At 54.9% G+C, this 22806-nt stretch carries 19 protein-coding genes; 11 read left to right on the top strand and 8 right to left on the bottom strand.

Features of this window, described 5'->3' with window-relative positions:
- Positions 1–87 precede the first annotated feature (87 nt).
- From cadB to lysS, 4 genes are all read left to right on the top strand, one after another.
- Positions 88–1425 carry a cadaverine/lysine antiporter gene (cadB, locus tag FN082_RS03405; RefSeq protein ID WP_112215380.1) on the top strand — a complete coding sequence of 446 codons (1338 nt, stop codon included), beginning with the start codon at positions 88–90 and terminating at the stop codon, positions 1423–1425.
- 81 nt (positions 1426–1506) lie between these two features.
- A complete protein-coding gene (cadA, locus tag FN082_RS03400) occupies positions 1507–3654 on the top strand; it encodes a lysine decarboxylase CadA (protein WP_139538911.1) in 2148 nt (715 codons plus the stop codon).
- Between the two features lie 60 nt (positions 3655–3714).
- A complete protein-coding gene (gene dtpD, locus FN082_RS03395) occupies positions 3715–5190 on the top strand; it encodes a dipeptide permease DtpD (RefSeq protein WP_142981143.1) in 1476 nt (491 codons plus the stop codon).
- A gap of 321 nt (positions 5191–5511) precedes the next feature.
- Positions 5512–7029, top strand: coding sequence for a lysine--tRNA ligase (gene lysS, locus FN082_RS03390; protein WP_142464022.1), 1518 nt, complete (start codon positions 5512–5514; stop codon positions 7027–7029).
- 111 nt (positions 7030–7140) lie between these two features.
- On the opposite strand, the gene FN082_RS03385 is transcribed toward lysS, so the two are convergent.
- The 6 genes from FN082_RS03385 to FN082_RS03360 form a co-directional block, all read right to left on the bottom strand.
- A complete protein-coding gene (locus FN082_RS03385) occupies positions 7141–8526 on the bottom strand; it encodes an amidohydrolase family protein (RefSeq protein ID WP_142981142.1) in 1386 nt (461 codons plus the stop codon).
- A gap of 28 nt (positions 8527–8554) precedes the next feature.
- Entirely contained in the window at positions 8555–9505 is a 951-nt protein-coding gene (locus FN082_RS03380; RefSeq protein WP_142981141.1) for a carbamate kinase family protein, read from the bottom strand.
- A 195-nt stretch (positions 9506–9700) separates the two neighbouring features.
- Positions 9701–11116: a YlbE family protein gene (locus FN082_RS03375; protein ID WP_142981140.1), complete on the bottom strand. Its 1416-nt coding sequence runs from the start codon at positions 11114–11116 to the stop codon at positions 9701–9703.
- Entirely contained in the window at positions 11116–12663 is a 1548-nt protein-coding gene (gene fdrA, locus FN082_RS03370) for an acyl-CoA synthetase FdrA (protein WP_142981139.1), read from the bottom strand. The genes FN082_RS03375 and fdrA overlap by 1 nt, the downstream gene beginning before the upstream one ends.
- Positions 12641–13516, bottom strand: coding sequence for a DUF2877 domain-containing protein (locus FN082_RS03365; RefSeq protein WP_142981138.1), 876 nt, complete (start codon positions 13514–13516; stop codon positions 12641–12643). Before FN082_RS03365 ends, fdrA begins: the two co-directional genes overlap by 23 nt.
- Positions 13517–13554: 38 nt before the next feature.
- Positions 13555–14160, bottom strand: coding sequence for an ankyrin repeat domain-containing protein (locus FN082_RS03360; RefSeq protein ID WP_139538919.1), 606 nt, complete (start codon positions 14158–14160; stop codon positions 13555–13557).
- Positions 14161–14417: 257 nt separating this feature from the next.
- Between FN082_RS03360 and FN082_RS03355 the strand changes: the two genes are divergently transcribed.
- From FN082_RS03355 to FN082_RS03340, 4 genes are all read left to right on the top strand, one after another.
- Complete coding sequence (locus FN082_RS03355; protein ID WP_142981137.1) at positions 14418–14912, top strand: DUF1097 domain-containing protein; 495 nt, start codon at positions 14418–14420, stop codon at positions 14910–14912.
- Positions 14913–15013: 101 nt separating this feature from the next.
- On the top strand, positions 15014–15955 hold the full coding sequence (locus tag FN082_RS03350) for a LysR substrate-binding domain-containing protein (protein ID WP_110273165.1): 942 nt from the start codon (positions 15014–15016) through the stop codon (positions 15953–15955).
- 49 nt (positions 15956–16004) lie between these two features.
- Positions 16005–16436: a cell envelope integrity TolA C-terminal domain-containing protein gene (locus tag FN082_RS03345; protein ID WP_142981136.1), complete on the top strand. Its 432-nt coding sequence runs from the start codon at positions 16005–16007 to the stop codon at positions 16434–16436.
- A gap of 87 nt (positions 16437–16523) precedes the next feature.
- Complete coding sequence (locus tag FN082_RS03340) at positions 16524–16937, top strand: DNA breaking-rejoining protein (protein WP_139538922.1); 414 nt, start codon at positions 16524–16526, stop codon at positions 16935–16937.
- Between the two features lie 407 nt (positions 16938–17344).
- Here FN082_RS03340 and FN082_RS03335 read toward each other — a convergent pair whose 3' ends face one another.
- Positions 17345–18211 carry an extended-spectrum class A beta-lactamase OXY-3-3 gene (locus FN082_RS03335; protein ID WP_142981135.1) on the bottom strand — a complete coding sequence of 289 codons (867 nt, stop codon included), beginning with the start codon at positions 18209–18211 and terminating at the stop codon, positions 17345–17347.
- Between the two features lie 162 nt (positions 18212–18373).
- On the opposite strand from FN082_RS03335, the gene FN082_RS03330 reads away from it, so the two are divergent.
- A complete protein-coding gene (locus tag FN082_RS03330) occupies positions 18374–19405 on the top strand; it encodes a Gfo/Idh/MocA family protein (protein WP_142981134.1) in 1032 nt (343 codons plus the stop codon).
- A 45-nt stretch (positions 19406–19450) separates the two neighbouring features.
- Here the strand turns inward: FN082_RS03330 and FN082_RS03325 are convergent, their stop codons facing one another.
- Positions 19451–20455, bottom strand: coding sequence for a Gfo/Idh/MocA family oxidoreductase (locus FN082_RS03325; protein ID WP_139538529.1), 1005 nt, complete (start codon positions 20453–20455; stop codon positions 19451–19453).
- 101 nt (positions 20456–20556) lie between these two features.
- Here FN082_RS03325 and FN082_RS03320 point away from each other — a divergent pair, with 101 nt between their 5' ends.
- Both FN082_RS03320 and FN082_RS03315 read left to right on the top strand, forming a co-directional pair.
- Positions 20557–21576 (top strand): LacI family DNA-binding transcriptional regulator, encoded by a 1020-nt coding sequence (locus FN082_RS03320; protein ID WP_142981133.1) that lies wholly within the window; start codon positions 20557–20559, stop codon positions 21574–21576.
- Between the two features lie 283 nt (positions 21577–21859).
- The gene (locus FN082_RS03315; protein ID WP_110273172.1) at positions 21860–22783 is read left to right on the top strand and encodes a sugar ABC transporter substrate-binding protein; all 924 of its coding nucleotides are present in this window, start codon (positions 21860–21862) and stop codon (positions 22781–22783) included.
- Positions 22784–22806 lie beyond the last annotated feature (23 nt).

Here is a 22806-nt window from a genome sequence, read left to right as displayed (position 1 = left end):
CGTAATCTTATTGGCAGTTGGTCGGGTCAATAAAAGGTTCATCATCATGATCTGTACCTCCCAAATAAACTTAGGAGAAAAGCAAACATGAGTTCTGCCAAGAAGATCGGGCTATTTGCCTGTACCGGCGTCGTAGCCGGTAATATGATGGGGAGCGGTATTGCACTATTACCTGCGAACCTGGCGAGTATCGGTTCTATCGCCATCTGGGGTTGGGTAATATCTATTATTGGCGCGATGTCTCTGGCCTATGTTTATGCCCGACTAGCGACCAAAAATCCGCAGCAGGGTGGTCCAATCGCCTATGCCGGTGAAATATCTCCGGCGTTCGGTTTCCAGACCGGCGTCCTTTATTATCACGCAAACTGGATCGGTAATCTGGCTATCGGGATTACTGCCGTCTCTTATTTATCAACCTTCTTCCCAATTTTGAATAATCCGGTCCCGGCGGGTATTGCCTGTATTGCCATTGTATGGATATTTACCTTCGTAAATATGCTCGGCGGAACCTGGGTTAGCCGCCTGACCACAATTGGTCTGGTACTGGTGCTTATTCCGGTGGTAATGACGGCGGTTGTTGGCTGGCACTGGTTTGACGTTGCGACCTATCAGGCTAACTGGAACACTTCCGCGACGACTGATAGCCACGCGGTTATCAAAAGTATCCTGCTCTGCCTGTGGGCCTTCGTGGGTGTTGAATCTGCCGCAGTGAGTACCGGGATGGTGAAAAACCCGAAACGTACCGTGCCGCTGGCCACTATGCTGGGGACCGCGCTGGCAGGTATCGTTTATATCGCCGCGACTCAGGTTATTGCCGGTATGTACCCTGCCTCTGAAATGGCTGCCTCCGGCGCGCCGTTTGCGGTGAGTGCTTCCACTATGCTCGGTGGCTGGGCTGCTCCGGTCGTTTCCGCCTTTACCGCCTTTGCTTGTCTGACTTCGCTTGGTTCGTGGATGATGCTGGTCGGCCAGGCCGGTGTTCGCGCCGCTAACGATGGTAACTTCCCGAAAATCTACGGTGAGCTGGACAAAAACGGTAACCCGAAAAAAGGTCTGCTGCTGGCCGCAGTGAAAATGACTGTTCTGATGGTGCTGATCACCCTGATGAACTCAACCGGCGGTAAAGCTTCCGACCTGTTCGGCGAGCTGACCGGTATCGCGGTTCTGCTGACCATGCTGCCTTACTTCTACTCCTGCGTTGACCTGATTCGCTTCGAAGGCATCAACGTCCGCAACCTTGTCAGCCTGATTTGCTCCATCCTCGGCTGCGGGTTCTGCTTCATCGCCCTGATGGGGGCAAGCTCCTTCGAACTGGCCGGTACCTTCATCGTCAGCCTGATTATCCTGATGTTCTACGGTCGCAAAATGCACCAGCGTCAGAGTAACGACAGCTCCGCTGATAACAACACCGCCAGCGCGCATTAATCAGTAACCCTATTCCTGAGGCTCCTTCCATCACCTGTCACGACGTGGCGGGAGGGGCTTTCTTTATCTGGAGATTTGACTATGAACGTTATCGCAATCATGAATCACATGGGTGTTTACTTCAAAGAAGAGCCCATCCGTGAACTGCATCGCGCCCTCGAACGCCTGGACTTCCGTATTGTCTACCCGAACGACCGTGACGACTTATTAAAACTTATCGAAAACAATGCGCGTCTGTGCGGCGTTATCTTCGACTGGGATAAATACAATCTCGAACTGTGCGAAGACATCAGCAAAATGAACGAATATATGCCGCTGTATGCCTTTGCTAATACTTACTCAACGCTCGACGTAAGCCTCAACGATCTGCGGATGCAGGTGCGCTTCTTCGAATATGCGCTGGGCGCGGCTGAAGATATTGCTAACAAAATCAAACAGAATACTGACGAATATATCGACACCATTCTGCCGCCGCTGACCAAGGCGCTGTTCAAATATGTGCGTGAAGGCAAATACACCTTCTGTACCCCTGGCCACATGGGCGGTACTGCGTTCCAGAAAAGTCCGGTCGGCAGTATCTTCTACGATTTCTTTGGTTCCAATACCATGAAATCCGACATCTCGATTTCGGTTTCTGAACTCGGTTCTCTGCTGGATCACAGCGGTCCGCACAAAGAAGCGGAAGAGTATATTGCCCGCGTCTTCAACGCTGAACGTAGCTATATGGTGACCAACGGCACCTCTACCGCCAACAAAATTGTCGGTATGTATTCCGCACCTGCCGGTAGCACCGTGCTGATTGACCGTAACTGCCATAAATCGCTGACCCATCTGATGATGATGAGCGACATTACGCCCATCTATTTCCGCCCGACGCGTAACGCTTACGGCATTCTCGGCGGTATCCCGCAGAGCGAATTCCAGCATGCGACTATCGCCAAACGCGTGAAAGAAACTCCGAACGCCACCTGGCCGGTGCACGCGGTGATCACCAACTCCACCTACGATGGCCTGCTGTACAACACGGACTACATCAAGAAAACCCTGGATGTGAAATCCATCCACTTTGACTCTGCATGGGTGCCTTACACCAACTTCTCGCCGATTTATGAAGGCAAATGTGGGATGAGCGGCGGTCGCGTCGAAGGAAAAGTGATTTACGAAACCCAGTCCACGCACAAACTGCTGGCGGCGTTCTCCCAGGCTTCGATGATTCACGTTAAAGGTGACGTTAACGAAGAAACCTTTAACGAAGCCTACATGATGCACACCACCACCTCTCCGCACTATGGCGTGGTGGCTTCTACCGAAACCGCGGCGGCGATGATGAAAGGCAACGCCGGTAAGCGCCTGATTGACGGTTCTATTGAACGTTCTATCAAGTTCCGTAAAGAGATCAAACGTCTGAAAGGCGAGTCCGAAGGGTGGTTCTTCGACGTCTGGCAGCCGGAACATATCGATGGTGCTGAATGCTGGCCGCTGCGCTCCGACAGCGCCTGGCACGGTTTCAAAAACATCGACAACGAACACATGTACCTCGACCCGATCAAAGTCACCTTACTGACTCCGGGGATGAAGAAAGACGGCACCATGGATGAGTTCGGGATCCCCGCCAGCATCGTGGCGAAATATCTCGACGAACATGGCATCGTGGTGGAAAAAACCGGCCCGTACAACCTGCTGTTCCTGTTCAGTATCGGTATCGACAAAACCAAAGCGCTGAGCCTGCTGCGCGCGCTGACCGACTTCAAACGCGCGTTCGACCTGAACCTGCGGGTGAAAAACATGCTGCCGTCGCTGTACCGTGAAGATCCTGAATTCTACGAAAACATGCGTGTTCAGGAACTGGCGCAGAACATTCACAAACTGGTTGAGCATCACAACCTACCAGACCTGATGTTCCGCGCGTTCGAAGTGCTGCCAACCATGGTGATCACGCCATACGCTGCGTTCCAGAAAGAGCTGCACGGTCAGACTGAAGAGGTTTATCTCGAAGAGATGGTCGGTCGCGTTAATGCCAACATGATCCTGCCGTATCCTCCGGGAGTTCCGCTGGTGATGCCGGGTGAGATGATCACCGAAGAGAGCCGTCCGGTACTGGAGTTCCTGCAGATGCTGTGCGAAATCGGTGCTCACTATCCGGGCTTCGAAACCGATATCCACGGCGCCTATCGCCAGGCGGATGGTCGTTACACCGTTAAAGTGCTGAAAGAAGAAAACAACAAATAATCGATGCACAACAGGGAAGTGGCTTGCCACTTCCCTTTTTTCACGCTGCAAGGAGAACACATGAAAACACCCTCACAGCCGCGCGCGATTTACTACATCGTAGCGATCCAAATCTGGGAATATTTCAGCTTTTACGGCATGCGTGCCTTACTCATCCTCTATCTCACCCATCAACTTGGTTTTGATGACAGCCACGCCATCAGCCTGTTCAGCGCTTACGCTTCTCTGGTGTACGTCACTCCTATTCTCGGCGGCTGGCTTGCCGACCGCCTGCTCGGCAACCGCACGGCGGTGATTGTCGGCGCGCTGTTAATGACGCTTGGCCATGTGGTGCTGGGCGTCGAATCCGATTCCACCTGGAGCCTGTATCTCGCGCTGGCGATCATTATCTGCGGCTACGGTCTGTTCAAATCCAATATTAGCTGTCTGCTGGGCGAGCTCTACGCCGTTGACGACCCGCGTCGCGACGGTGGTTTTTCGCTGTTGTACGCCGCCGGTAACGTCGGCTCCATCGCCGCGCCTATCGCCTGCGGACTGGCAGCACAGTGGTACGGCTGGCATGTCGGCTTTGCGCTGGCGGGGATCGGCATGTTTGTCGGCCTGATGATTTTCTTAAGCGGTAGCCGCTACTTTCGCAATACGCGCGCCGTCGATAAACAGGCGCTGCGGACGGTGAAGTTTGTGCTGCCGACCTGGGGCTGGCTGGTGGTGATGCTCTGCGTTGCGCCGGTATTTTTTACGCTGCTACTGGAGAATAACTGGTCCGGCTATCTGCTGGCGATTGTCTGCGTGTTCGCCGCCCAAATGGTGGCGCGCATTATGGTCAAATCCCCCGAACACCGCCGCGCGCTGTGGCAAATCGTTCTGCTAATGCTGGCCGGTACGCTGTTCTGGGTACTGGCGCAGCAGGGCGGTAGCTCAATAAGCCTGTTTATCGACCACTTTGTTAATCGCCGCTTGCTGAATATTGAAGTGCCGACCGCGCTGTTCCAGTCGGTGAATGCCGTGGCGGTGATGGCGGCGGGCGTCGTGCTGGCGTGGCTAATGCGCCCCGAAGGCAGCACCCGTTCGGCGCTGCGCGTCTGGCTGAAGTTTGCCTTCGGTCTGGTGCTGATGGGCTGCGGTTTTATGCTGCTGGCGCTTAATGCGCGTCACGGTGCGACACAGGGTCAGGCGTCGATGGGCATGATGGTGACCGGTCTGGCGCTGATGGGCTTTGCCGAGCTGTTTATCGATCCGGTGGCGATGGCGCAAATCACCCGTCTCAATATGCCCGGCGTGACCGGCGTGCTGACCGGGATTTATATGCTGGCGACCGGCGCGGTGGCTAACTGGCTGGCGGGCGTGGTGGCGCAGCAGACCACCGAGTCGCAAATCAGCGATACGGCGATTGTCGCGTATCAGCATTTCTTTGCGCAAATGGGCGAGTGGACGCTGGGCTGCGTGGCGGCGATTGTCATTATCGCTTTTGCCGCTGCCTGTAGCGTGGGCAAACGCCGCGCGACTGCCGGTGAAGTTCCCGGAGGCGGCGCGTAGCGCCTGTCCGGGCTACAAGAATGGCCCGAGGGTTTTGTAGCCCGGACAGGTGCGCAGCACCGCCTCCGGGGTCCATACCCAACAGCGGAGCGAAAGCCGCTCCTTGCACCGTTCACTAATCAGGAGGAGGATATTCTGGCGAGCGCGGAAGCCGAAGACAAAAAACTGTTACTTAAGCAATGGCTGAGTGAAATCAGCCGGAAGTGAAACCAGGCTCCTTAAGATTGTTCTCCGGTGCTGCCACCCGAGACAGGCCGCACCGTGTAGTGACCTGGTTCAATTATCGAAGCAAGTTTGCAAGCAGGGTTATGAGGAACCAACATGTCTGAACAACAAGCACAAGGTGCCGATGAGGCAATTGACCTTAATAATGAACTGAAAACCCGTCGTGAAAAACTGGCCGCGCTGCGCGAGCAGGGCGTGGCGTTCCCGAACGATTTTCGTCGCGACCATACCTCTGACCAGCTCCATGCTGAATTCGATGGTAAGGACAACGACGAACTCACCTCTCTGAACGTCGACGTCTCCGTTGCTGGCCGTATGATGACCCGCCGTATCATGGGGAAAGCCTCCTTCGTCACCTTACAGGACGTTGGCGGTCGCATTCAGCTATACGTTTCCCGCGACGACCTGCCGGAAGGCGTCTACAACGAGCAGTTTAAAAAATGGGACCTCGGCGACATCATCGCCGCCCGCGGTAAGCTGTTTAAAACCCAGACCGGTGAACTCTCTATCCACTGCACCGAGCTGCGCCTGCTGACCAAAGCGCTGCGCCCGCTGCCGGACAAATTCCACGGCTTACAGGATCAGGAAGCGCGCTATCGTCAGCGTTATCTCGATCTGATCTCCAACGAAGAGTCGCGCCACACCTTTAAGGTGCGCTCGCAGATCCTCGCGACTATGCGTCAATTTATGGTTGCGCGCGGCTTTATGGAAGTGGAAACCCCGATGATGCAGGTGATCCCCGGCGGCGCTTCGGCACGTCCGTTTATCACCCATCATAATGCCCTCGATCTGGATATGTACCTGCGCATCGCGCCGGAGCTGTATCTAAAACGACTGGTGGTTGGCGGCTTCGAACGGGTTTTCGAGATCAACCGTAACTTCCGTAACGAAGGTATTTCCGTGCGCCACAATCCAGAGTTCACGATGATGGAACTCTATATGGCGTATGCAGATTACAAAGATCTGATCGAACTGACCGAATCGCTGTTCCGTACTCTGGCGCAAACCGTACTGGGTAAAACTGAAGTGCCGTACGGCGACCAGGTGTTCGACTTCGGCAAGCCGTTTGAAAAACTGACCATGCGCGAAGCGATTAAGAAACACCGTCCTGAAACCGAGATGGCGGATTTGGATAACTTCGACGCGGCGAAAGCGCTGGCGGAATCCATCGGCATTCATGTCGAGAAAAGCTGGGGACTGGGGCGTATCGTCACCGAGATCTTCGACGAAGTGGCAGAAGCGCACCTGATCCAGCCGACCTTTATCACCGAGTATCCGGCAGAAGTTTCGCCGCTGGCGCGCCGCAACGATGTGAACCCGGAAATCACCGATCGCTTCGAGTTCTTTATCGGCGGGCGTGAAATCGGCAACGGTTTTAGCGAGCTGAACGATGCCGAAGACCAGGCGCAGCGTTTCCTCGATCAGGTCAACGCCAAAGCGGCGGGGGATGACGAAGCGATGTTCTACGACGAAGACTACGTCACCGCGCTGGAATATGGCCTGCCACCGACCGCCGGTCTGGGGATTGGTATCGACCGTATGGTGATGCTGTTTACCAACAGCCACACTATCCGCGATGTGATCCTGTTCCCGGCCATGCGTCCGCAGAAATAACCGCGGTTCGTTCATTTGCCGGGCGGCGGCTGACGCCTTGCCCGGCCTGGCAAACCTGAAGCCATCCGTAGGCCCGGTAAGGCGTTAGCCGCCACCGGGCGATTCTACTTTTTACCCCACGTTACCCCACACCATATTGCCTTTATGGAAGGTCGCGGTACGCGGCGAAATTCGCGCCACCGCCTCGGCGGAACAGGAAGCGTCAACCAGCACGAAGCTGGCTTCATCTTGCGCCTTAGGCCAGACGCGCTCGCCCTTATCGTTGAGCGGCAGCACGTTGCCGGTGGCGATGGCCAGCGAACGCGACAGCGTCTGCTCATTGGGGCGAATATAGAGCTGGGCGTAAAGGTTAGCTTTTTCCAGCATGTCGCCGAGGCCATAGGGCGACCAGTGATCGATAACGCTATCGGTACCGGTCATCACAAAGACGCCTTTATCACGCAGCTGTTTGAGCGGCATATGCAGCGTGCCGATGGGCACGGTGGAGGCAATGGTGATTTGCTGCGCCGCCATACGCGAGGCGATTTCATCTACCTGCTGCTCATTCATCATCGCCAGCGCGAAGGCGTGGCTGATGGTTAGCTTGCCCTTTAGTTCCGGCGTTTTCTCGACGGTTTCCACCATATAATTCACCGCCTCTATGCCCGCCGGGCTGGTCTCGTGCAGGTGAATATCGACGCCTTTATCGTAATCGAGCGCAATCTGGAACATGGTATCGAGCGATTTCTCCATCGCGCCGTCGACGCTGGTCGGATCCAGCCCACCAACATAGTGCGCGCCGGCCTGCATCGCTTCACGCACCAGTGGTTCAGATTTCGACAGCAGCAGCCCGTGCTGTGGAAAGGCGACGATCTCGCACGTAAAACCCGCCTGACGTCGCGCCAGCACCGCCTGAAGATTTTCGAGATTTTTCAGCCCGGATACCGGTTCAATATTGCAGTGGCTGCGGGCGATGGTGGAGCCTTTAGACTGGATCAGGTCGATCAGTTTTTCGGCATGGGCTTGCGTGTAAGGCTGTAGCTCGGGCAGTAGCTTCTGCTCCAGCTTGATCATATCCTGAATCGTGGTGCCCGCCGGGCGGTTCAGCGATCGCCACGGGCCACCGTAAAAGGTTTTATCCAGGTGAATATGCATATCGCGCATCGCCGGCAGCATCAGCTTGCCACCCGCGTCATAGTGTGGAAGGGCGGCATCGGGGTGGCTTTTATTGCTTAGCAGCGCCGCTATTTTGCCGTCGCGAATCTCCAGAGTTTGCCGTTCGGTACGGGTGTGCACCGCAACCCCGTTCTCATACTCAAAGCCGCTTTCCAGCAGGACGTTGTCGAGATAGTAGTGGTTGTTGACGATGCGATTGATGCTTTTATTTTCGCAGGTGCTCGCCGGAGTCTGGCTGTTCGCGGCATAGGCGGCCGGAACCGCCCCACCGAACAGAGCGGCAGCGGTGACCATTTTACCGCTCTGGCTGAGAAACTCCCGGCGGCTATTGTCTCTATTCATCTCTCTTCCTTTTGTTTTAGAGCCTATCTTAGTCATGCACGATATGGGTTCCGGTTTCCCCGCGCAGCGCGGCGGCCAGGCGTTCCGGTGTAGTAATGATGACCCGTTTGCCGCCGTGTTGCAGGAACGCGAGGCTGGCGACGATTTTTGGCAGCATACTGCCCGCCGGGAAATGGCCTTCCTGCATATAGCGGGTCATTTCGCTGACGGTGGTTGTGCCCAGCGCCTGCTGATTGGGTTGACCAAAATGGATACAGACTTTTTCAACGCCGGTGGTGATAACCAGAATATCGGCGCGGATCTCGCGGGCCAGCAGGGCGGTGGAGAGATCTTTGTCGATCACCGCATCGACGCTCTGATAATCCCCCTGCTCACCGCGCACCACCGGAATACCTCCGCCGCCTGCGCCAATCACGATAAAACCTTGCTGAGTCAGGGTTTTAATAGCAGCGGCCTCGACGATGCGTTGCGGCTCAGGAGAAGCCACGACCCGACGGTAACCGCGTCCTGAGTCTTCGACAAATCGCCAGTCTGGATGGGCATGCAGAAGCTCATCACGCTGGTTTTCATTAAAGAACGCGCCGATGGGTTTGGCCGGATGGGCAAAACCAGGATCGTTTTTATCCACCTCCACCTGCGTCACCACCGTCACCGCTTTTTGTTCGCCGCGTTCGGCGAGACGGTTGTTCAGCGCTTGTTGAATAAGATAGCCGATCCCGCCCTGAGTATCGGCGACGCAGTTGGCCAGCGGAGTGAGCGGCAGACCCTCGCGCTCATGGGCGATTTCGGCGCGGCGTAAATCCAGCCCCACCTGCGGTCCGTTGCCATGGGTGAGCACCACGTTGTAATCGGACGCCAGCATCTCCAGCACCGTATTGGCGACCGCTTTCACCGCCTGCGCCTGATGTTCAATCGACTGGCTGGCGTTGTCTTTGATTATGCTGTTGCCACCAATGGCAACGACCACAAGTTCTTTCATGGTGTAGGTATCCAGTGCAGAAAGTGATGTGATTATTGTTGTTATCCGCCCAGCAAAAATGTTGGCACGGGCTGCTCCCTCTCCCTTTTAAAGGGAGAGGGTTGGGGTGAGGGTTGGTGCGCTGAACTGCAACCTGGGCCTCCGTGCCCGTTGTCCCCTCACCCTGGCCCTCTCCCCATAGGGGAGAGGGAACGGTCAGGCGCAGTAGCGTTCGCACCAGCTTAAAATCGCCTTCTCGAAGCAGGCGAACGGCGGGTGCACGATCCCGGCGCCAATCATGCCGATGCCCGCATCTTTATGCGCAATAGCGGTGTTGATCACCGGCAGAATGCCGCTGCTGCCGACGCGGGTGATGTCAATAGCCGTCGGCACGCCCATAAAACCGAGCAGTGGGATGGTGACGTTCGGGTTCTCGCCCAGCGTGATTTCGCGCATCTGGCGGGAGAAATCGATAGCCTCTTCCACCGTACCGCCTACCAGCGCCACAATTGCCGGGGCTGTCGCCATCGCAAAACCGCCGATGCCGTAGGTTTCGGTAATCGCGCTATCGCCAATATCAAGGCCCGAGTCTTCCGGCTTATATCCGGCAAACATTGGGCCAATCACCTGCTGCGCCGGGCCGGTAAACCATTGCCCCGGCAGGCCGCTGACCCGCAGGCCGAACTCGACGCCGTTGCGCGCCATGGTGGTAACCACGGTGCTGTATTCGATGCCGTGCGCTGCGTCCATCGCCGCTTTACACATCGCCATCCACGTCGGGCCGGAGAAGTAGTCGCTGCTGGCGACAAACTCGAACACTTCACGCTGCTGCTCAACGGAATAACCGGCCTGAATAATCCCTGGCGTCAGCGCCTGAATCAGCAGCGTGGTACCCGCGTTGTTGCGGTTATGACACTCGTCGCCCATATGCAGTGCCTGCGCCAGCATTAAGCGCAGGTCGATTTCGCCGATGATTTTCATCGCATCGCGCAGCATCGGGCCCTGTACATCACGCATCCAGTTCAGACGGTCGATCACGCTCTGGTCGTTGGCCCCCATGCGCAGGATCTTCGCCATCTGCTCACTCATGTTGGTATAAGCGATGTTGCCGTAGGTTTTGTTCTCGACGATATGCATAAACATCGAAGCGGAGGTCACACCCGCCATCGACCCCACGCAGTCATGTTCGTGGCACGGCGAGAAGGTGATGTCGCCGGAAGCCGCCAGCACCGCCGCTTCGTCGATATCCTTCGCCAGCCCTTCAAACACCAGCGCCCCGGTGACCGCGCCTTTCATTGCGCCGCACATGTTTTCCCACTTCACCGGCGGACCGGCGTGGAGAATCGTTTTCGGCGTCATGCCAGGAACGACGTTAATCGCCTGATCAAAGCCAATCAGCACCGGGTGGGACTGAATAATACGCTCCAGAGCCTGCTGGTTGGCGGCGGCGATTTTCTCCGCCAGCGGCGAGTCGGCGATGCTATCCAGTGCGTTAACAATCTGCATATTGCCCTGGCCCGGAGGCGTCCAGTCGAGCTGGGTGACATTGACATGCTGCTTTTTCAGATCGTCGCTAAACATGGCGATACCGACGTTAATCACGTTCAACGGTTGGTTAAATAACTGGCTCATCAGGCGTTCTCCCCTTTGCAGATAAATTCACGCGCCAGCAATCCGGTATTGGTGCTGCTGCTGGCCAGAATGACGCCCGCGTCGCTTAACATCTGGCGCTGTTTTTCCAGCGATGGCGTATCAAGATCGGTCCCCAGCACGTAGCCGAGGATCGCAAGCTCTCGCCCTTCGGCGGCGGCGATCGCTTTCGCCTCTTTGATTGCATCTAGCACCACGCCAACCGGATCCTCGTGCGAGCCAAAACCGAGCACGAAGTCCATCACGATGACGCCGACTTCAGGATCGCGCGCTTCCTGGAGCAGACGGCTGATGCGGTTGGTCGGGTCGATCATCGGATGCGGCTTGCCGTTGGTGAAGTCGTCATCACCGAAATCGAGGAAGGTGTGTTTGACGCTGCGGTTAATGTCAGCCAGACGGAAGGCTGGGTCGGGCTGAATGTTGCTGTAAACGTCAGCGTGTTTTTCCATCACCGCAAACATCGTTTCATCGCACAGGGTGCCGCCGCAGAACAGGCCGCGAATATATTTTTGCTGTGGCGTGAGCTGCGAACGAACCTTGGCAATCAGCTTCTCGTTCAGCGGGTGCAGGTCTAAAGATTCTTTTTTCACGCCGCTCAGAAGAACCGCTTTCAGCGCCGCTTCTTTGGTCCCGAGCGCAAACTGTAGCCCTTGTTCATCCGCCGGAGGCTCAGCGCGACCGAGGAAGCAGGCGACCACCGGTTTACGGCAGCTTCGTGCGCGTTCCAGTACTTTACGTGCCACCGCAGGGGCAGGCGGTTTAGAGACCAGCGCGATGATTTCAGTTTGCGGATCGTTTTCCAGCATGGCGATGGCGTCGAGCATCATCAGCCCGCCAATTTTATCGCTCAGGTCGCGTCCGCCGGTGCCGATCAGCTGTGAGATGCCGCCGCCGAAGTCGTGAATGCGCACGCTCAGTTCCTGGCTGCCGGTGCCGGATGCGCCAATAATGCCGATATTACCGCGCCGCACCGCGTTGCCAAAGCACAGCGCCGCGCCGTTAATGATGGCGGTGCCACAGTCCGGGCCCATCATCAGTAACCCTTTTTCATGCGCCAGCTGCTTAAGCGCCAGCTCATCTTCAATCGACACGTTGTCGGAGAACAGCATCACGTTGAGGTCATTTTGCAGCGCCTGACGCGCTTCGCGGGCGGCGAACAGACCATTGACCGAAATCACCGCCAGGTTGCTCTCGGGTATATGCTTTTTGGCGCTGGCAAGGGTGGCGTAGCGCGCTTCGTGCGAGCCACTGTCGGCCTTTTTAGTGAACAATTCTTCAATAGCCGCCAGCGTCTGCTCGTTATCAGCACCGTCTTTGCCGTTGATAACAATCATCAGATCGCCGTTTTTCGCCTCATCAAGCTCTGTCGTCAGCAGCCCGAGATTCTTCAGTACGCCCTTGTTCATCTCGGTCGCCATCGCCACAAACGCCTGCTCGACGCCGTCGAGTTGGTTAGCGCGTGTCGATATCGACATCAGCGACACAGAATCAAAATACGTGTTCTTTTTAATAACTATTTTGACTGACATAATTCCCTCCGTAGGTTTGGCTCAGCGCGCAGGCGTCCGCTATGCCATACAGCATGTCGCAGCCGGAACTTGAGCCAATATTTTTAATCTCGGCAATGGTCTGAATAGAAAAATGGTCCACCTGATTAATTATCTGGTTAATCAAGGTGGCAATACTTTCGCGATAACGCTGATGTAAAGCAGCTTCTAACGTTATTGCACTCAGCTGCGTAGTATTATTTTTGGCACTTTGTAGTGCAGTTAAAAATGCTTCCCGGTATTTTTCTGCCGGGTGGCCGGTAATAAATAAAATAATGCTTAGCCCTACCAGGTAATCATCCGCTGACGGCGTCAGGCCAATTCCCAACCCAATCATCTGGCTAACCGCCTGAGTGATGTTTTGTTTTTGCGTAATGGCGTTAAGTAATCTTTTTCGTCGTAGTTGCAATTCCCTGGCGAGCTCCCGATAAAAAGGATTGTCGCCACGATAGAGAAATAACGTTTCATCCTCATGGAGTTGCAGGTGAATAAACTCTTGCCAGCGTGACCAGGGAATAGCTCCAAATCGCGCGGTATTCAGCGTCATTTTCGGCGTCTGCCAGCGAAAGCAGGTACCGGTATTTATCCAGATATTCTTGCCAACGCCGATGCCCGAATCACCAAATTCGACCGTTTCACCTGGCCGGAACAGGGTGTTTAAGTGTGTGAGCGCTAACCTACAGCTATTGGGAGCGTTATCGTAGCCTTCGCCAAGCAGCGTCAGGAGTTGCTGCTCTGTCGGGAGCCAGATATTGACCGCCCGGGAAAAGACCTGTTCAATCCGTCCGCTACCGCGCGCACAGAGAAAACCCTCATCCGCAGTTAGCGCTTGCACACATCGTGGTGTGATGGTGTCGATAGCGCTGCTCCTGTTTATGCTCCCGCAGAAATTAGCAACTGGGCAATCTCTTCAAACCCTTTCTCCCGAGCCAGTTCCAGCGGTGTTTTACCATATTTATCGGTCATATGCGGGCTGGCGTCGTGCTCCAGCAGCAGCTTAACGATGGCCTGCTGCGTCGGACCGCCGTCATTGAGAACGATCGCTTCCAGCAGCGGCGTCCAGCCAACGAAGTTGGTGTGGTTGACGTTAATATCGGTCTCGGCCAGCAGTATTTTAACGATCTCAATATGGCCTTTTTCGCAGGCAGGCGTCAGGCCCACGCCGCCAAACCGGGTTAAACAGTTCAGATCCGGCTTTGCGGGGAGTATTAATTGCAGCAATTTAATATCGTTATTCAGGCAACTGAGTAAAAAAGGATTGAGGCAGGTCCTGTCCTGCTGATTAATATCGACTCCAGCGGAAATTAACACAGAGACGCAGTCATAATGTTGATTAAGACTTGCCAGCGTAATGGCCGTTTGTCCCTGGCGATTGCTGGCATTAATATCGACACCTTGTGTTAGACAGGTTTTTAATTGATGTAAATTACCCAGTTCAGCAGCCAGTAGATATTCATTCAGCAGATTTGGTGTACTCATTATCATTCCCCTGATTTTTGTGGCTGTTTATTGATGGTTTGAGAATAGCAACGAAATTATGAGAAAAGAACCCGCTTAAATTTTATTCGCCATAATCAGGTTGATTGTTGAATATTATTTAATAATCGATGCAGACTGTGCGTTGGTGCAACGTTTGTTTCTTTCCCTCTTTGTCCCTTAACTCAATCGGGTTTTGTTTCGATATAGTTTCCTCGCTGAAATACTTCATCAGGCCATTTTACTAAGAGGAGAAAGATATGAACGGACTCACTGCTACGGGGATTACGGTTGGCATCTGCGCTGGCGTCTGGCAGCTGATTTCCTCACACGTTGGGCTGCAACACGGTTGGGAATTACTCGGAACCATTGGCTTTGTCGCCTTTTGCAGTTTTTACGCGGCGGGCGGCGGTAAAGAAGGCTGGGTAAAAAGCCTCTTCGTTAACTATTCCGGGGCCATCTGGGCGTATCTCGCCGCGCTGGCCGCGGGGGCGATTGCTTCAGCCACGGGAATTTCGGGCTTCTGGGCCAGCGTAATTACCACAGTGCCGTTTTCGGCGGTTATCGTCTGGCAGGGACGGTTTGCCCTGACTTCTTTTATTCCCGGCGGTTTCTTAGGCATGACGTTATTTTTCGCCACCGGACTGAACTGGACGGTGACGTTGTTGGGGTTCCTGGCGGGTAACTGCGTGGGCTTTATTTCCGAGTATAGCGGGCGAAAACTCAGCGAGGCGACGTCGAAGGAGAACGTGTAATAAGCCGAGAGTTTTTAAAAGATATTCAAAAATGGTTGCCCTGGCATCAGTACTGCCAATACATTCCTCAACTGTATGGGTAAATAAAGCAGGAGCAGCACATGAATTCCATTTTTACTGAAGAGAACCTGCTGGCGTTTACCACGGCGGCACGTTTTGGCAGCTTTAGTAAAGCCGCGGATGAGTTGGGGCTGACCACCTCAGCCATCAGCTATACCATCAAACGGATGGAGGCGGGGCTGGACGTGGTGCTTTTTACCCGCAATACCCGCAGCATTGAGTTGACCGAATCCGGCTTTTATCTTTTTCGCAAAGCCACTGACCTGTTGAATGATTTTCACGCTATCAAGCGCAGCATCGATACCATCTCTCAGGGAATTGAAGCGCGGGTGCGCATCTGTATTAATCAGTTGCTCTATACGCCGCGCCACACGGCACGGCTGCTGCAGGTGTTGAAAAAGCAGTTTCCTACCTGCCAGATAACCGTGACCACCGAGGTCTATAACGGCGTCTGGGACTCGATGATTAATAATCAGGCGAATATCGCTATCGGCGCGCCGGATACTTTGCTCGACGGCGGCGGTATTGATTACACCGAGATCGGTGCGATCCGCTGGGTGTTTGCTATTGCTCCGGATCATCCGTTGGCGTTTATGCCGGAGCCGATTTCCGAAAGCCAGCTGCGCCTTTACCCCAATATCATGGTTGAGGATACCGCCAGCACCATTAATAAAAAGGTGGGCTGGCTGCTGCACGGTCAGGAGGCGATCCTGGTACCGGACTTTAATACCAAATGCCAGTGCCAGATCCTCGGTGAAGGGATCGGATTTCTGCCGGATTATATGGCGCATGAAGCGATGGAGAAGAAATTGCTGGTGACCCGCCAGATCCACAACCCGCGACAGGACTCGGGAATGCTGCTGGCAACCCAGCACGCCGCAACCGGCCAGGTGACGCAATGGATCAAAAAAGGGTTTCGTCCGGGAGGGATATTAACGACGATTTATCAGGATTTACTCCATCGTCAGGAGACGCGAGAATAGTGTTTCGTCGCCGATGATTGAAGCGGCCTCTTTTGTGTAAGGATACATCATGAAAAAAGTAACATATCTACTCGCTCTGGTGACTGGCGTATGGCTGCTTTCCGGCTGTCAGGGGACGCAGACAAAGAGTCCCTCTCAAACGCAGCTTATTCAGGAGATGAATCAGCGCGCTGCGCAGTCGGATACCCTGACTCTTCCGCCTGATGATGCAAATAGCGAAAATCTAAGTGGTTATCTTTTTGCCTTGCAACAGGCTATTAGGGAGCACATCCCTGATTGGGAAAAATATCGCGGTGACGTCTGTACTTTGCGTATGTCTTTAAACCGTCAAGCACAGCTGACAGGTTTGAAGGTAGAAGGCGAGCGTTCAGAGTTTTGTGCGGTGATGTACGATGCTGTATTACGTACGAAGTTTCCACCATTTCCGAGTGAACGGGCATATCAAAATTTAAAAAATGCCGCTCTGGATTTTAAACCGTAAAAACGGTGGACAATATTTCGAAGCAGCTTACTCCTGACACCTTATGTGCTATAACAGCGCGCATAAAAAACATAAGGTGTTAATTAAATGAAAAATTTAAAGTTAATTGTTGGTGGCATGATCTGTGTTAGTTGTTTATTAACGTCAGTATCATTAATAGCGAGTGATAAAATAAACAGCAATACCGTGCATTTTGATAAAGGCAGCAGCGGCACGATAATCAAAAGTACCGTTATCGGCGGCGATGTTAATGACTATACGCTGGTGGCAAAAGCAGGCCAGACTATGCACGTCAGCATGACGAGCCAATGGCCTCATCCTTATTTTAACGTTATCGCTCCAGACAATAATGCGATTTATAACGGTTCACTGAGCGGTGATACTTTTGAGCAACGTCTTACTACCGGTGGTAAATATACCGTGCGGGTTTATCAGATGGGCGGTGCACGCGATGAAGGTAAAACCAGCGCCTATGCGCTGACGTTTAAAATCACGGATTAATATTTCAACTCGCAGGGCTGGAGTGAGGGTGTTATTCCCGGAGGCGGCGCGTGACGCGCCTGTCCAGGCTACCGGACCGCAGATGGTGGTGAACCCGTAGCCGGGAAGCCGCAGTGCCACCAGGGAAGTCAGACACCGAAATAAATCGCGGGTACGGCCTGCTCCCTCTCCCTTTTGAGGGAGAGGGCTGGGGTGAGGGTATTATCCCCGGAGGCGGCGCGTGACGCGCCTTTCCGGGCTACCTGACCGCAGATGGTGGTGAACCCGTAGCCGGGAAGCCGCAGTGCCACCAGGGAAGTCAGACACCGAAATAAATCGCGGGTACGGCCTGCTCCCTCTCCCTTTTGAGGGAGAGGGCTGGGGTGAGGGTGTTATCCCCGGAGGCGGCGTGTGATGCGGCTGTCCGGCTACAGCCCTTCGGTCACGATTTTTGCCGCTGCGGCTAGCACATCTTTGCGGCTTTTCGCATCCTGCAGCGGTTGGGTGAAATAAGTGACTAATACCAGCGGAGCATGATTTTCCGGCCAGATAACGGCGATATCATTGGTGGTGCCGTAATCACCAGCTCCGGTTTTATCTCCCACGACCCAGCTTGCAGGCAGCCCCGCACGAATACTCTGCCCGCCGGTGGTGTTGCCTTTCAACCATGTCACTAACTGTGCGCGCTGTTGTTCACCCAGCGCATTACCCAGCGTCAGCTTGTGCAGGCTTTCGGCCATCGCCAGCGGCGTGGTGGTATCGCGTTCGTCACCCGGGATCGCGGTGTTTAGTGCAGGCTCCGTACGATCGAGACGAAAAGTGACATCGCCGATACTGCGGGCGAAGGCGGTCACTTTTTCCGGTCCGCCAAGATAACCAATCATCTTATTCATCGCGGTATTGTCGCTATATTGCAGCGCGGCGGCGCTTAATTCCGCCAACGTCATTCCGCTCTGCAGATGTTTTTCAGTCACCGGGCTCCAGACCACCAGATCCGATGCTTTAATCTCCAGCCTTTTATTCACCACATCTTTATTGCTTTCGCTCTGTTTTAACACCGCGGCGGCAGCCATCACTTTACCGGTACTGCACATAGCAAAACGCTCGTCACCGCGATATAGAATTTGAGAATTATCTGTGGTGTCAATCAGCGCGACGCCCAGTCGCCCGCCGGTACTTTTTTCCAAATCGGCCAGCTTCTGCTGAATAGCATTGGCCCATAATGAACTGCTACAGAGCAATAAAGGCAGGGCGGCGGCAATCAGGGCGCTTTTACGCCACGAAGTTTTCATCATCTCAGGCTCCTTGATAGTGATTAGCTGCCCGGACTATCCGCGACTCCCTCTATTTTGACAAGGCATTTATTAATGATGGAATTCCATCATTAATCCGTTACTCCTCCACCTCTGCGCCTGCTTATAGTGTCCCGCGTATGCCTATAAAAATAAGGAGCCGCTATGTTCCCGTCACAATTACCGAAACCGCGCCATCACGCTGCGCAATCTGTCCCTGTTCTGCGCTGGGGGATTATTGGTCCTGGCTGGATTGCTGAACGCTTTGTTAAATCATTAAAAGAGCAGAGCCGTCAGCGGGTTGTCGCCGTGGCCTCGCGCACGCAACAAAAGGCCGACAGTTTTGCTGCACAGTGGGGGATCCCCCAGGCTTATGCTCAGGTGGATGAGATGCTGGCGCGTCCGGATATTGATGCGGTTTATATTGCCACACCGCACAACCATCATTTCCCCGACGGGCTGCGGGTACTGCAAGCGGGTAAACATGTGCTGATTGAAAAGCCTTTTGCGCTGAACCGGCGGGAAGGAGCGGCGCTGAAAGCGGAGGCCACGAAGCAGAGAGTGCTGGCGATGGAGGCGATGTGGTGTGATTACGCGCCGAAATATGACGTGATTCGTCAGCTACTGGACGACGGCGTGCTGGGCGATCTGCATACGCTGCTCGCCGATCACGGGGAGTTCTTTACGCCGGATCATCGTATTTTTAACGCCGACCTCGCCGGCGGCCCGATGATGGATCTTGGTAGCTATCTGACCTCGTTTAGCGTCATGGTTGGCGGCGTGCCGCAGGATATTATCGCCCGCGGGCGTCCAGCCCAGAAAGGCGTCAACGGGCAAATCTCGATGCTTTTTAACTGGGAAGAGGGCTTGCAAGGGCTGCTGAACACCACGCTATTCAGCAATACGCCGGGCGGCGCGGTGGTGGCCGGGCGCGATGCGACCCTGACCCTTGATGGGCAGTTTTACGCGCCGGGGAATTTTACCCTCGCCGCCAGCCAGGGCGGCAATGTGTTGCGCTGGGAGGAGCCGCGTAATCGCTATGACCAGCTATTTTATCAGGCCGAGCATTTTGCCTGGTGCGTCGGGCAGGGACTCACGGACTCGCCGATCCGCCCGTTGGCCAGGGTGCTGGAAAACCTGAGCGTAATGGATGAAGTGCGGCGGCAGATTGGCGTGGTATTTAACGAAGAGCGCTAGTGGCGCGGTGCCTGCCCCGCATACCGTCAGGTATACGGGGCTTTTTTACGACAGCTCGACGCTAACAAATTGCTCCTGTTGCAGCGAGAGCACGGCGGCCTCGGCGATAGCCTGCGCCTGCAGGCCGTCCAGCAGCCCCGGCAGGTCCGGTACGTTTTCCCCGCGCAGCGAGCGGACAAAGGCATCCAGATGCTGATACCAGGAATCCTGGATACGGCTGAACCAGTCCGGATACAAACCAGGCTGAATGCAGCGATCTCCTTGCCACAGCGTCACGCCGCGTGATGTCTGACTGCCGGACTCTACCACGCCACCCGCTCCGAGCAGGCTAATGCGTTCATCGTAGCCGTGGCCGGTACGCCGGGTATTGTCCAACTGCGCCAGCCCGCCGCCGCGCATTCTCAGCAGCAGAATGGAGGTGTCAACATCATCGAACCCGGCGATTTCCGGCAGCGCCAGCGCGCCTCCCATGGCGGCGACGGTTGTCACTTCATCGCCGGTAAGAAAACGCAGCAGGTCAAAAAAGTGAATCGCCTGATCGCGCATCTGGCCGCCGGAGCTGCGCAGATACTCCAGCGGCGGCATAACCGATGCCCGGCACACCATCTGTACCAGCTCGATTTTGCCGATAACGCCGGCCTCAACCTGGCGGCGCAGCTGCTGATGGCTGGCGTCAAAGCGGCGGTTAAACCCCACGGTTACCGGCACTTTGAGCGGCAGCACTTTCTCGACAACCTCACGTGCGCGAGCCAGCGAAAGATCGATGGGTTTTTCGCAGTAAATGGCTTTCCCGGCGCGCGCCGCGGCCTCCAGCAGCTCCGCATGTGATGGGGTTGAGCTGGCGATCAGCACCGCATCAATCGCATCGCTATTGATGGCGTCAGCGACGGTGACCGCTCGCGCGCCGTAACGGGAGGCCAGCGCTTTCGCCCGCTCGGGATCGGCATCAGCCACCATAGCCAGAACGGTATGTTCATGGCGAGCAAGGCTGGCGGCGTGAACCTGGCCGATAAAGCCGCTGCCTAACAGTGCAAAACGAATGTGGGTCATTTTTTTCTCCAGAAAGAGGGATTTATCGTTGTCAAAGTAATCCGTTTGCTACACTGACCGACACGGGCGTTTTGATGGATTTCCATCATGGTGGGGGAGCGATGAAAAACATTTCGCTGGAGGAACTGGCTAAACGGATTGGCGTTGGGGTAGCGACCGTTGACCGAGTGCTGAACGAACGCGGTGGCGTGTCGCCTGAAACCACTAATCGGGTACTACAGGCCGCGCGGGAAGCCGGGCTGAAGCGGATTTTGCCGGAAGAACGCCGCCTTCCCTGGCAAATTGAAGTGTTTCTTAGCAGTAACGACTCGCGCTTTTTCTCCCGCTTGACGCAGGATTTCGCCGATGTGGCGGATAGCCTTGGCTATCGCCGACTCACGTTACACCGCACGCTGGTAGCGGAATCTGAACCGGAAAAACTGGCGAAAAGCATTAGTCGCAGCAGTAAAAAGCGCCATGCGATCATTGTCTTTGGCAATGAGCATCCGCTGGTTTACGAGGCGCTGCGTCAGTGTCATGAGGCGAACGTGCCGGTGATCACGCTGGTCACCGATCTCCCCGATGCGCAGAGGCTCTGTCACGTGGGGATCGATCAGCATCAGGCGGGGCGCACGGCGGGCATGATGATGGGACTGATGGCTCATCGGTCCGGCGAAGTGCTGATGCTCAGCGGGCGGCAGGACTTCAGCGCCCATCGCTCGCGTATTCAGGGGTTTCGCGAGGTCATCAGCCAGCGGTTTCCTCATCTACAACTGGGTGAGGTACTGGCGGGGGAGGATAACCGGCAGCAAATCGACCGCTTGCTGGAAGCGTCTTTGAACCGTAATCGCGATGTCGTCGGCATCTACAATACTGGCCTTGGCAATACGCAGGTGGCGCAGGCGCTGGCCCGCCATCGTCGCTACGGCGAATGCTGCTGGATTACCCATGAACGATACAGCACCACCCGTGAACAGCTGGCGCAGGGGGGAATGGCGCTGACGCTCGATCAAAACCCTCGCCAGCACGCCCGCCTGGCGGTGGAGCTGGCCCTGCATCACCTGGAAACCGGCTATCAACCGCATCTCTTTAGCGATGGAAAGGTCGAATTTATCCTTTATAGCGTTGAAAACGTCGACTGAATGTTCGCGCCTGGCGTTTCAAATATCCCCTAAGTCTTCGAGTGATTCAGCCGTTTTTAGACGGCTATCAACATTCACTCCTCCCATCCTAAACCGTCGCCTGCCTCTCATTTTTTGCGCATTTATGCGTCAATGTTAGATGTGTGTCAAAATTCCGTTAACGCATGGTTTTAAAATTTTCATTTCAGTTATTTACTTATAAAAATTTCATATGGGTTGTTAATGAAATTATTTTTTCATTTTACCTTACCTAACCGATGTACCTGTAAATAAAGGATCAACTATGAATATCAAGAAAACGGTTGTTGCCTCTTTGATAGCCTGCATGCTGCCAGCGGTCGTGATGGCGAAAGATATTTCGGTCGGTGTTTCCATGGCGCTATTCGATGACAACTTCCTGACGATTCTGCGCACCGCCATGCAAAAAGAGATGCAAAAAGATGGCGTTAAGTCGCAGGTCGAAGATGCCAAAGGCGACGTCTCGCAGCAGCTACAGCAGGTGCAGAACTTTATTGGCCAGGGCGTCGATGTGATTATCGTCAACCCGGTCGACACCAACGCGGTGAAGCCGATTATGGACCAGGCCACCAAAGCGGGGATTCCGCTGGTCTTTGTGAACCGCCGCCCGCAGGCGCAGCTGACTGACAAAATGGCCTACGTCGGTTCCGATTCCGTGCTGGCGGGGCGCTTACAGATGGAAGCGTTAGCCAAGGCGATGAACGGTAAAGGCAACGTCGCCATTCTGCTCGGCGACCTGGCGAATGAATCGACCCGCGACCGCACCAAAGGCGTCGAAGAGGTGGTAGCCAAGTACCCGGATATCAAAATTGTGCAAAAACAGACCGCCAAATTTATGCGTAACGACGCCGTTGACGTGGTCAGCAACTGGATGACCAGCGGCGATGACATTCAGGCTATCGCTTCTAATAACGATGAAATGGCCATCGGCGCGCTGCAGGCGCTGGGTAAAAACCCGAACCACATTCTTATCGCTGGGGTGGACGGCACGCCTGATGCGCTGCAAATGCTCAAAAACGGCAAGATGATCGCCACCATTTTCCAGGACGCGAAAGGGCAGGGCGAAGGTGCAGTCGACGCCGCGGTGAAGCTGGCGAACGGCGAGAAAGTGGAAAAGATCATCGACGTTCCTTACCAACTGATCACCAAAGACAACATGGCTGAGTTTGTGAACCGCAACCAGAAATAATTGCTCAGTGGTTTGGAGGTGGA

Source organism: Klebsiella spallanzanii, assembly GCF_902158555.1.
Taxonomy (GTDB): Bacteria; Pseudomonadota; Gammaproteobacteria; order Enterobacterales; family Enterobacteriaceae; genus Klebsiella; species Klebsiella spallanzanii.
This window is presented reverse-complemented; position numbering and strand designations above follow the sequence as displayed.

What these genes read in the sequence shown, in the direction of transcription:
- cadB (WP_112215380.1), top strand. Translation starts at nt 88, where the DNA reads ATGAGTTCTGCCAAGAAGATCGGGCTATTTGCCTGTACCGGCGTCGTA.
- cadA (WP_139538911.1), top strand. Translation starts at nt 1,507, where the DNA reads ATGAACGTTATCGCAATCATGAATCACATGGGTGTTTACTTCAAAGAA.
- dtpD (WP_142981143.1), top strand. Translation starts at nt 3,715, where the DNA reads ATGAAAACACCCTCACAGCCGCGCGCGATTTACTACATCGTAGCGATC.
- lysS (WP_142464022.1), top strand. Translation starts at nt 5,512, where the DNA reads ATGTCTGAACAACAAGCACAAGGTGCCGATGAGGCAATTGACCTTAAT.
- FN082_RS03385 (WP_142981142.1), bottom strand. Translation starts at nt 8,526, where the DNA reads ATGAATAGAGACAATAGCCGCCGGGAGTTTCTCAGCCAGAGCGGTAAA.
- FN082_RS03380 (WP_142981141.1), bottom strand. Translation starts at nt 9,505, where the DNA reads ATGAAAGAACTTGTGGTCGTTGCCATTGGTGGCAACAGCATAATCAAA.
- FN082_RS03375 (WP_142981140.1), bottom strand. Translation starts at nt 11,116, where the DNA reads ATGAGCCAGTTATTTAACCAACCGTTGAACGTGATTAACGTCGGTATC.
- fdrA (WP_142981139.1), bottom strand. Translation starts at nt 12,663, where the DNA reads ATGTCAGTCAAAATAGTTATTAAAAAGAACACGTATTTTGATTCTGTG.
- FN082_RS03360 (WP_139538919.1), bottom strand. Translation starts at nt 14,160, where the DNA reads ATGAGTACACCAAATCTGCTGAATGAATATCTACTGGCTGCTGAACTG.
- FN082_RS03355 (WP_142981137.1), top strand. Translation starts at nt 14,418, where the DNA reads ATGAACGGACTCACTGCTACGGGGATTACGGTTGGCATCTGCGCTGGC.
- FN082_RS03350 (WP_110273165.1), top strand. Translation starts at nt 15,014, where the DNA reads ATGAATTCCATTTTTACTGAAGAGAACCTGCTGGCGTTTACCACGGCG.
- FN082_RS03345 (WP_142981136.1), top strand. Translation starts at nt 16,005, where the DNA reads ATGAAAAAAGTAACATATCTACTCGCTCTGGTGACTGGCGTATGGCTG.
- FN082_RS03340 (WP_139538922.1), top strand. Translation starts at nt 16,524, where the DNA reads ATGAAAAATTTAAAGTTAATTGTTGGTGGCATGATCTGTGTTAGTTGT.
- FN082_RS03335 (WP_142981135.1), bottom strand. Translation starts at nt 18,211, where the DNA reads ATGATGAAAACTTCGTGGCGTAAAAGCGCCCTGATTGCCGCCGCCCTG.
- FN082_RS03330 (WP_142981134.1), top strand. Translation starts at nt 18,374, where the DNA reads ATGTTCCCGTCACAATTACCGAAACCGCGCCATCACGCTGCGCAATCT.
- FN082_RS03325 (WP_139538529.1), bottom strand. Translation starts at nt 20,455, where the DNA reads ATGACCCACATTCGTTTTGCACTGTTAGGCAGCGGCTTTATCGGCCAG.
- FN082_RS03320 (WP_142981133.1), top strand. Translation starts at nt 20,557, where the DNA reads ATGAAAAACATTTCGCTGGAGGAACTGGCTAAACGGATTGGCGTTGGG.
- FN082_RS03315 (WP_110273172.1), top strand. Translation starts at nt 21,860, where the DNA reads ATGAATATCAAGAAAACGGTTGTTGCCTCTTTGATAGCCTGCATGCTG.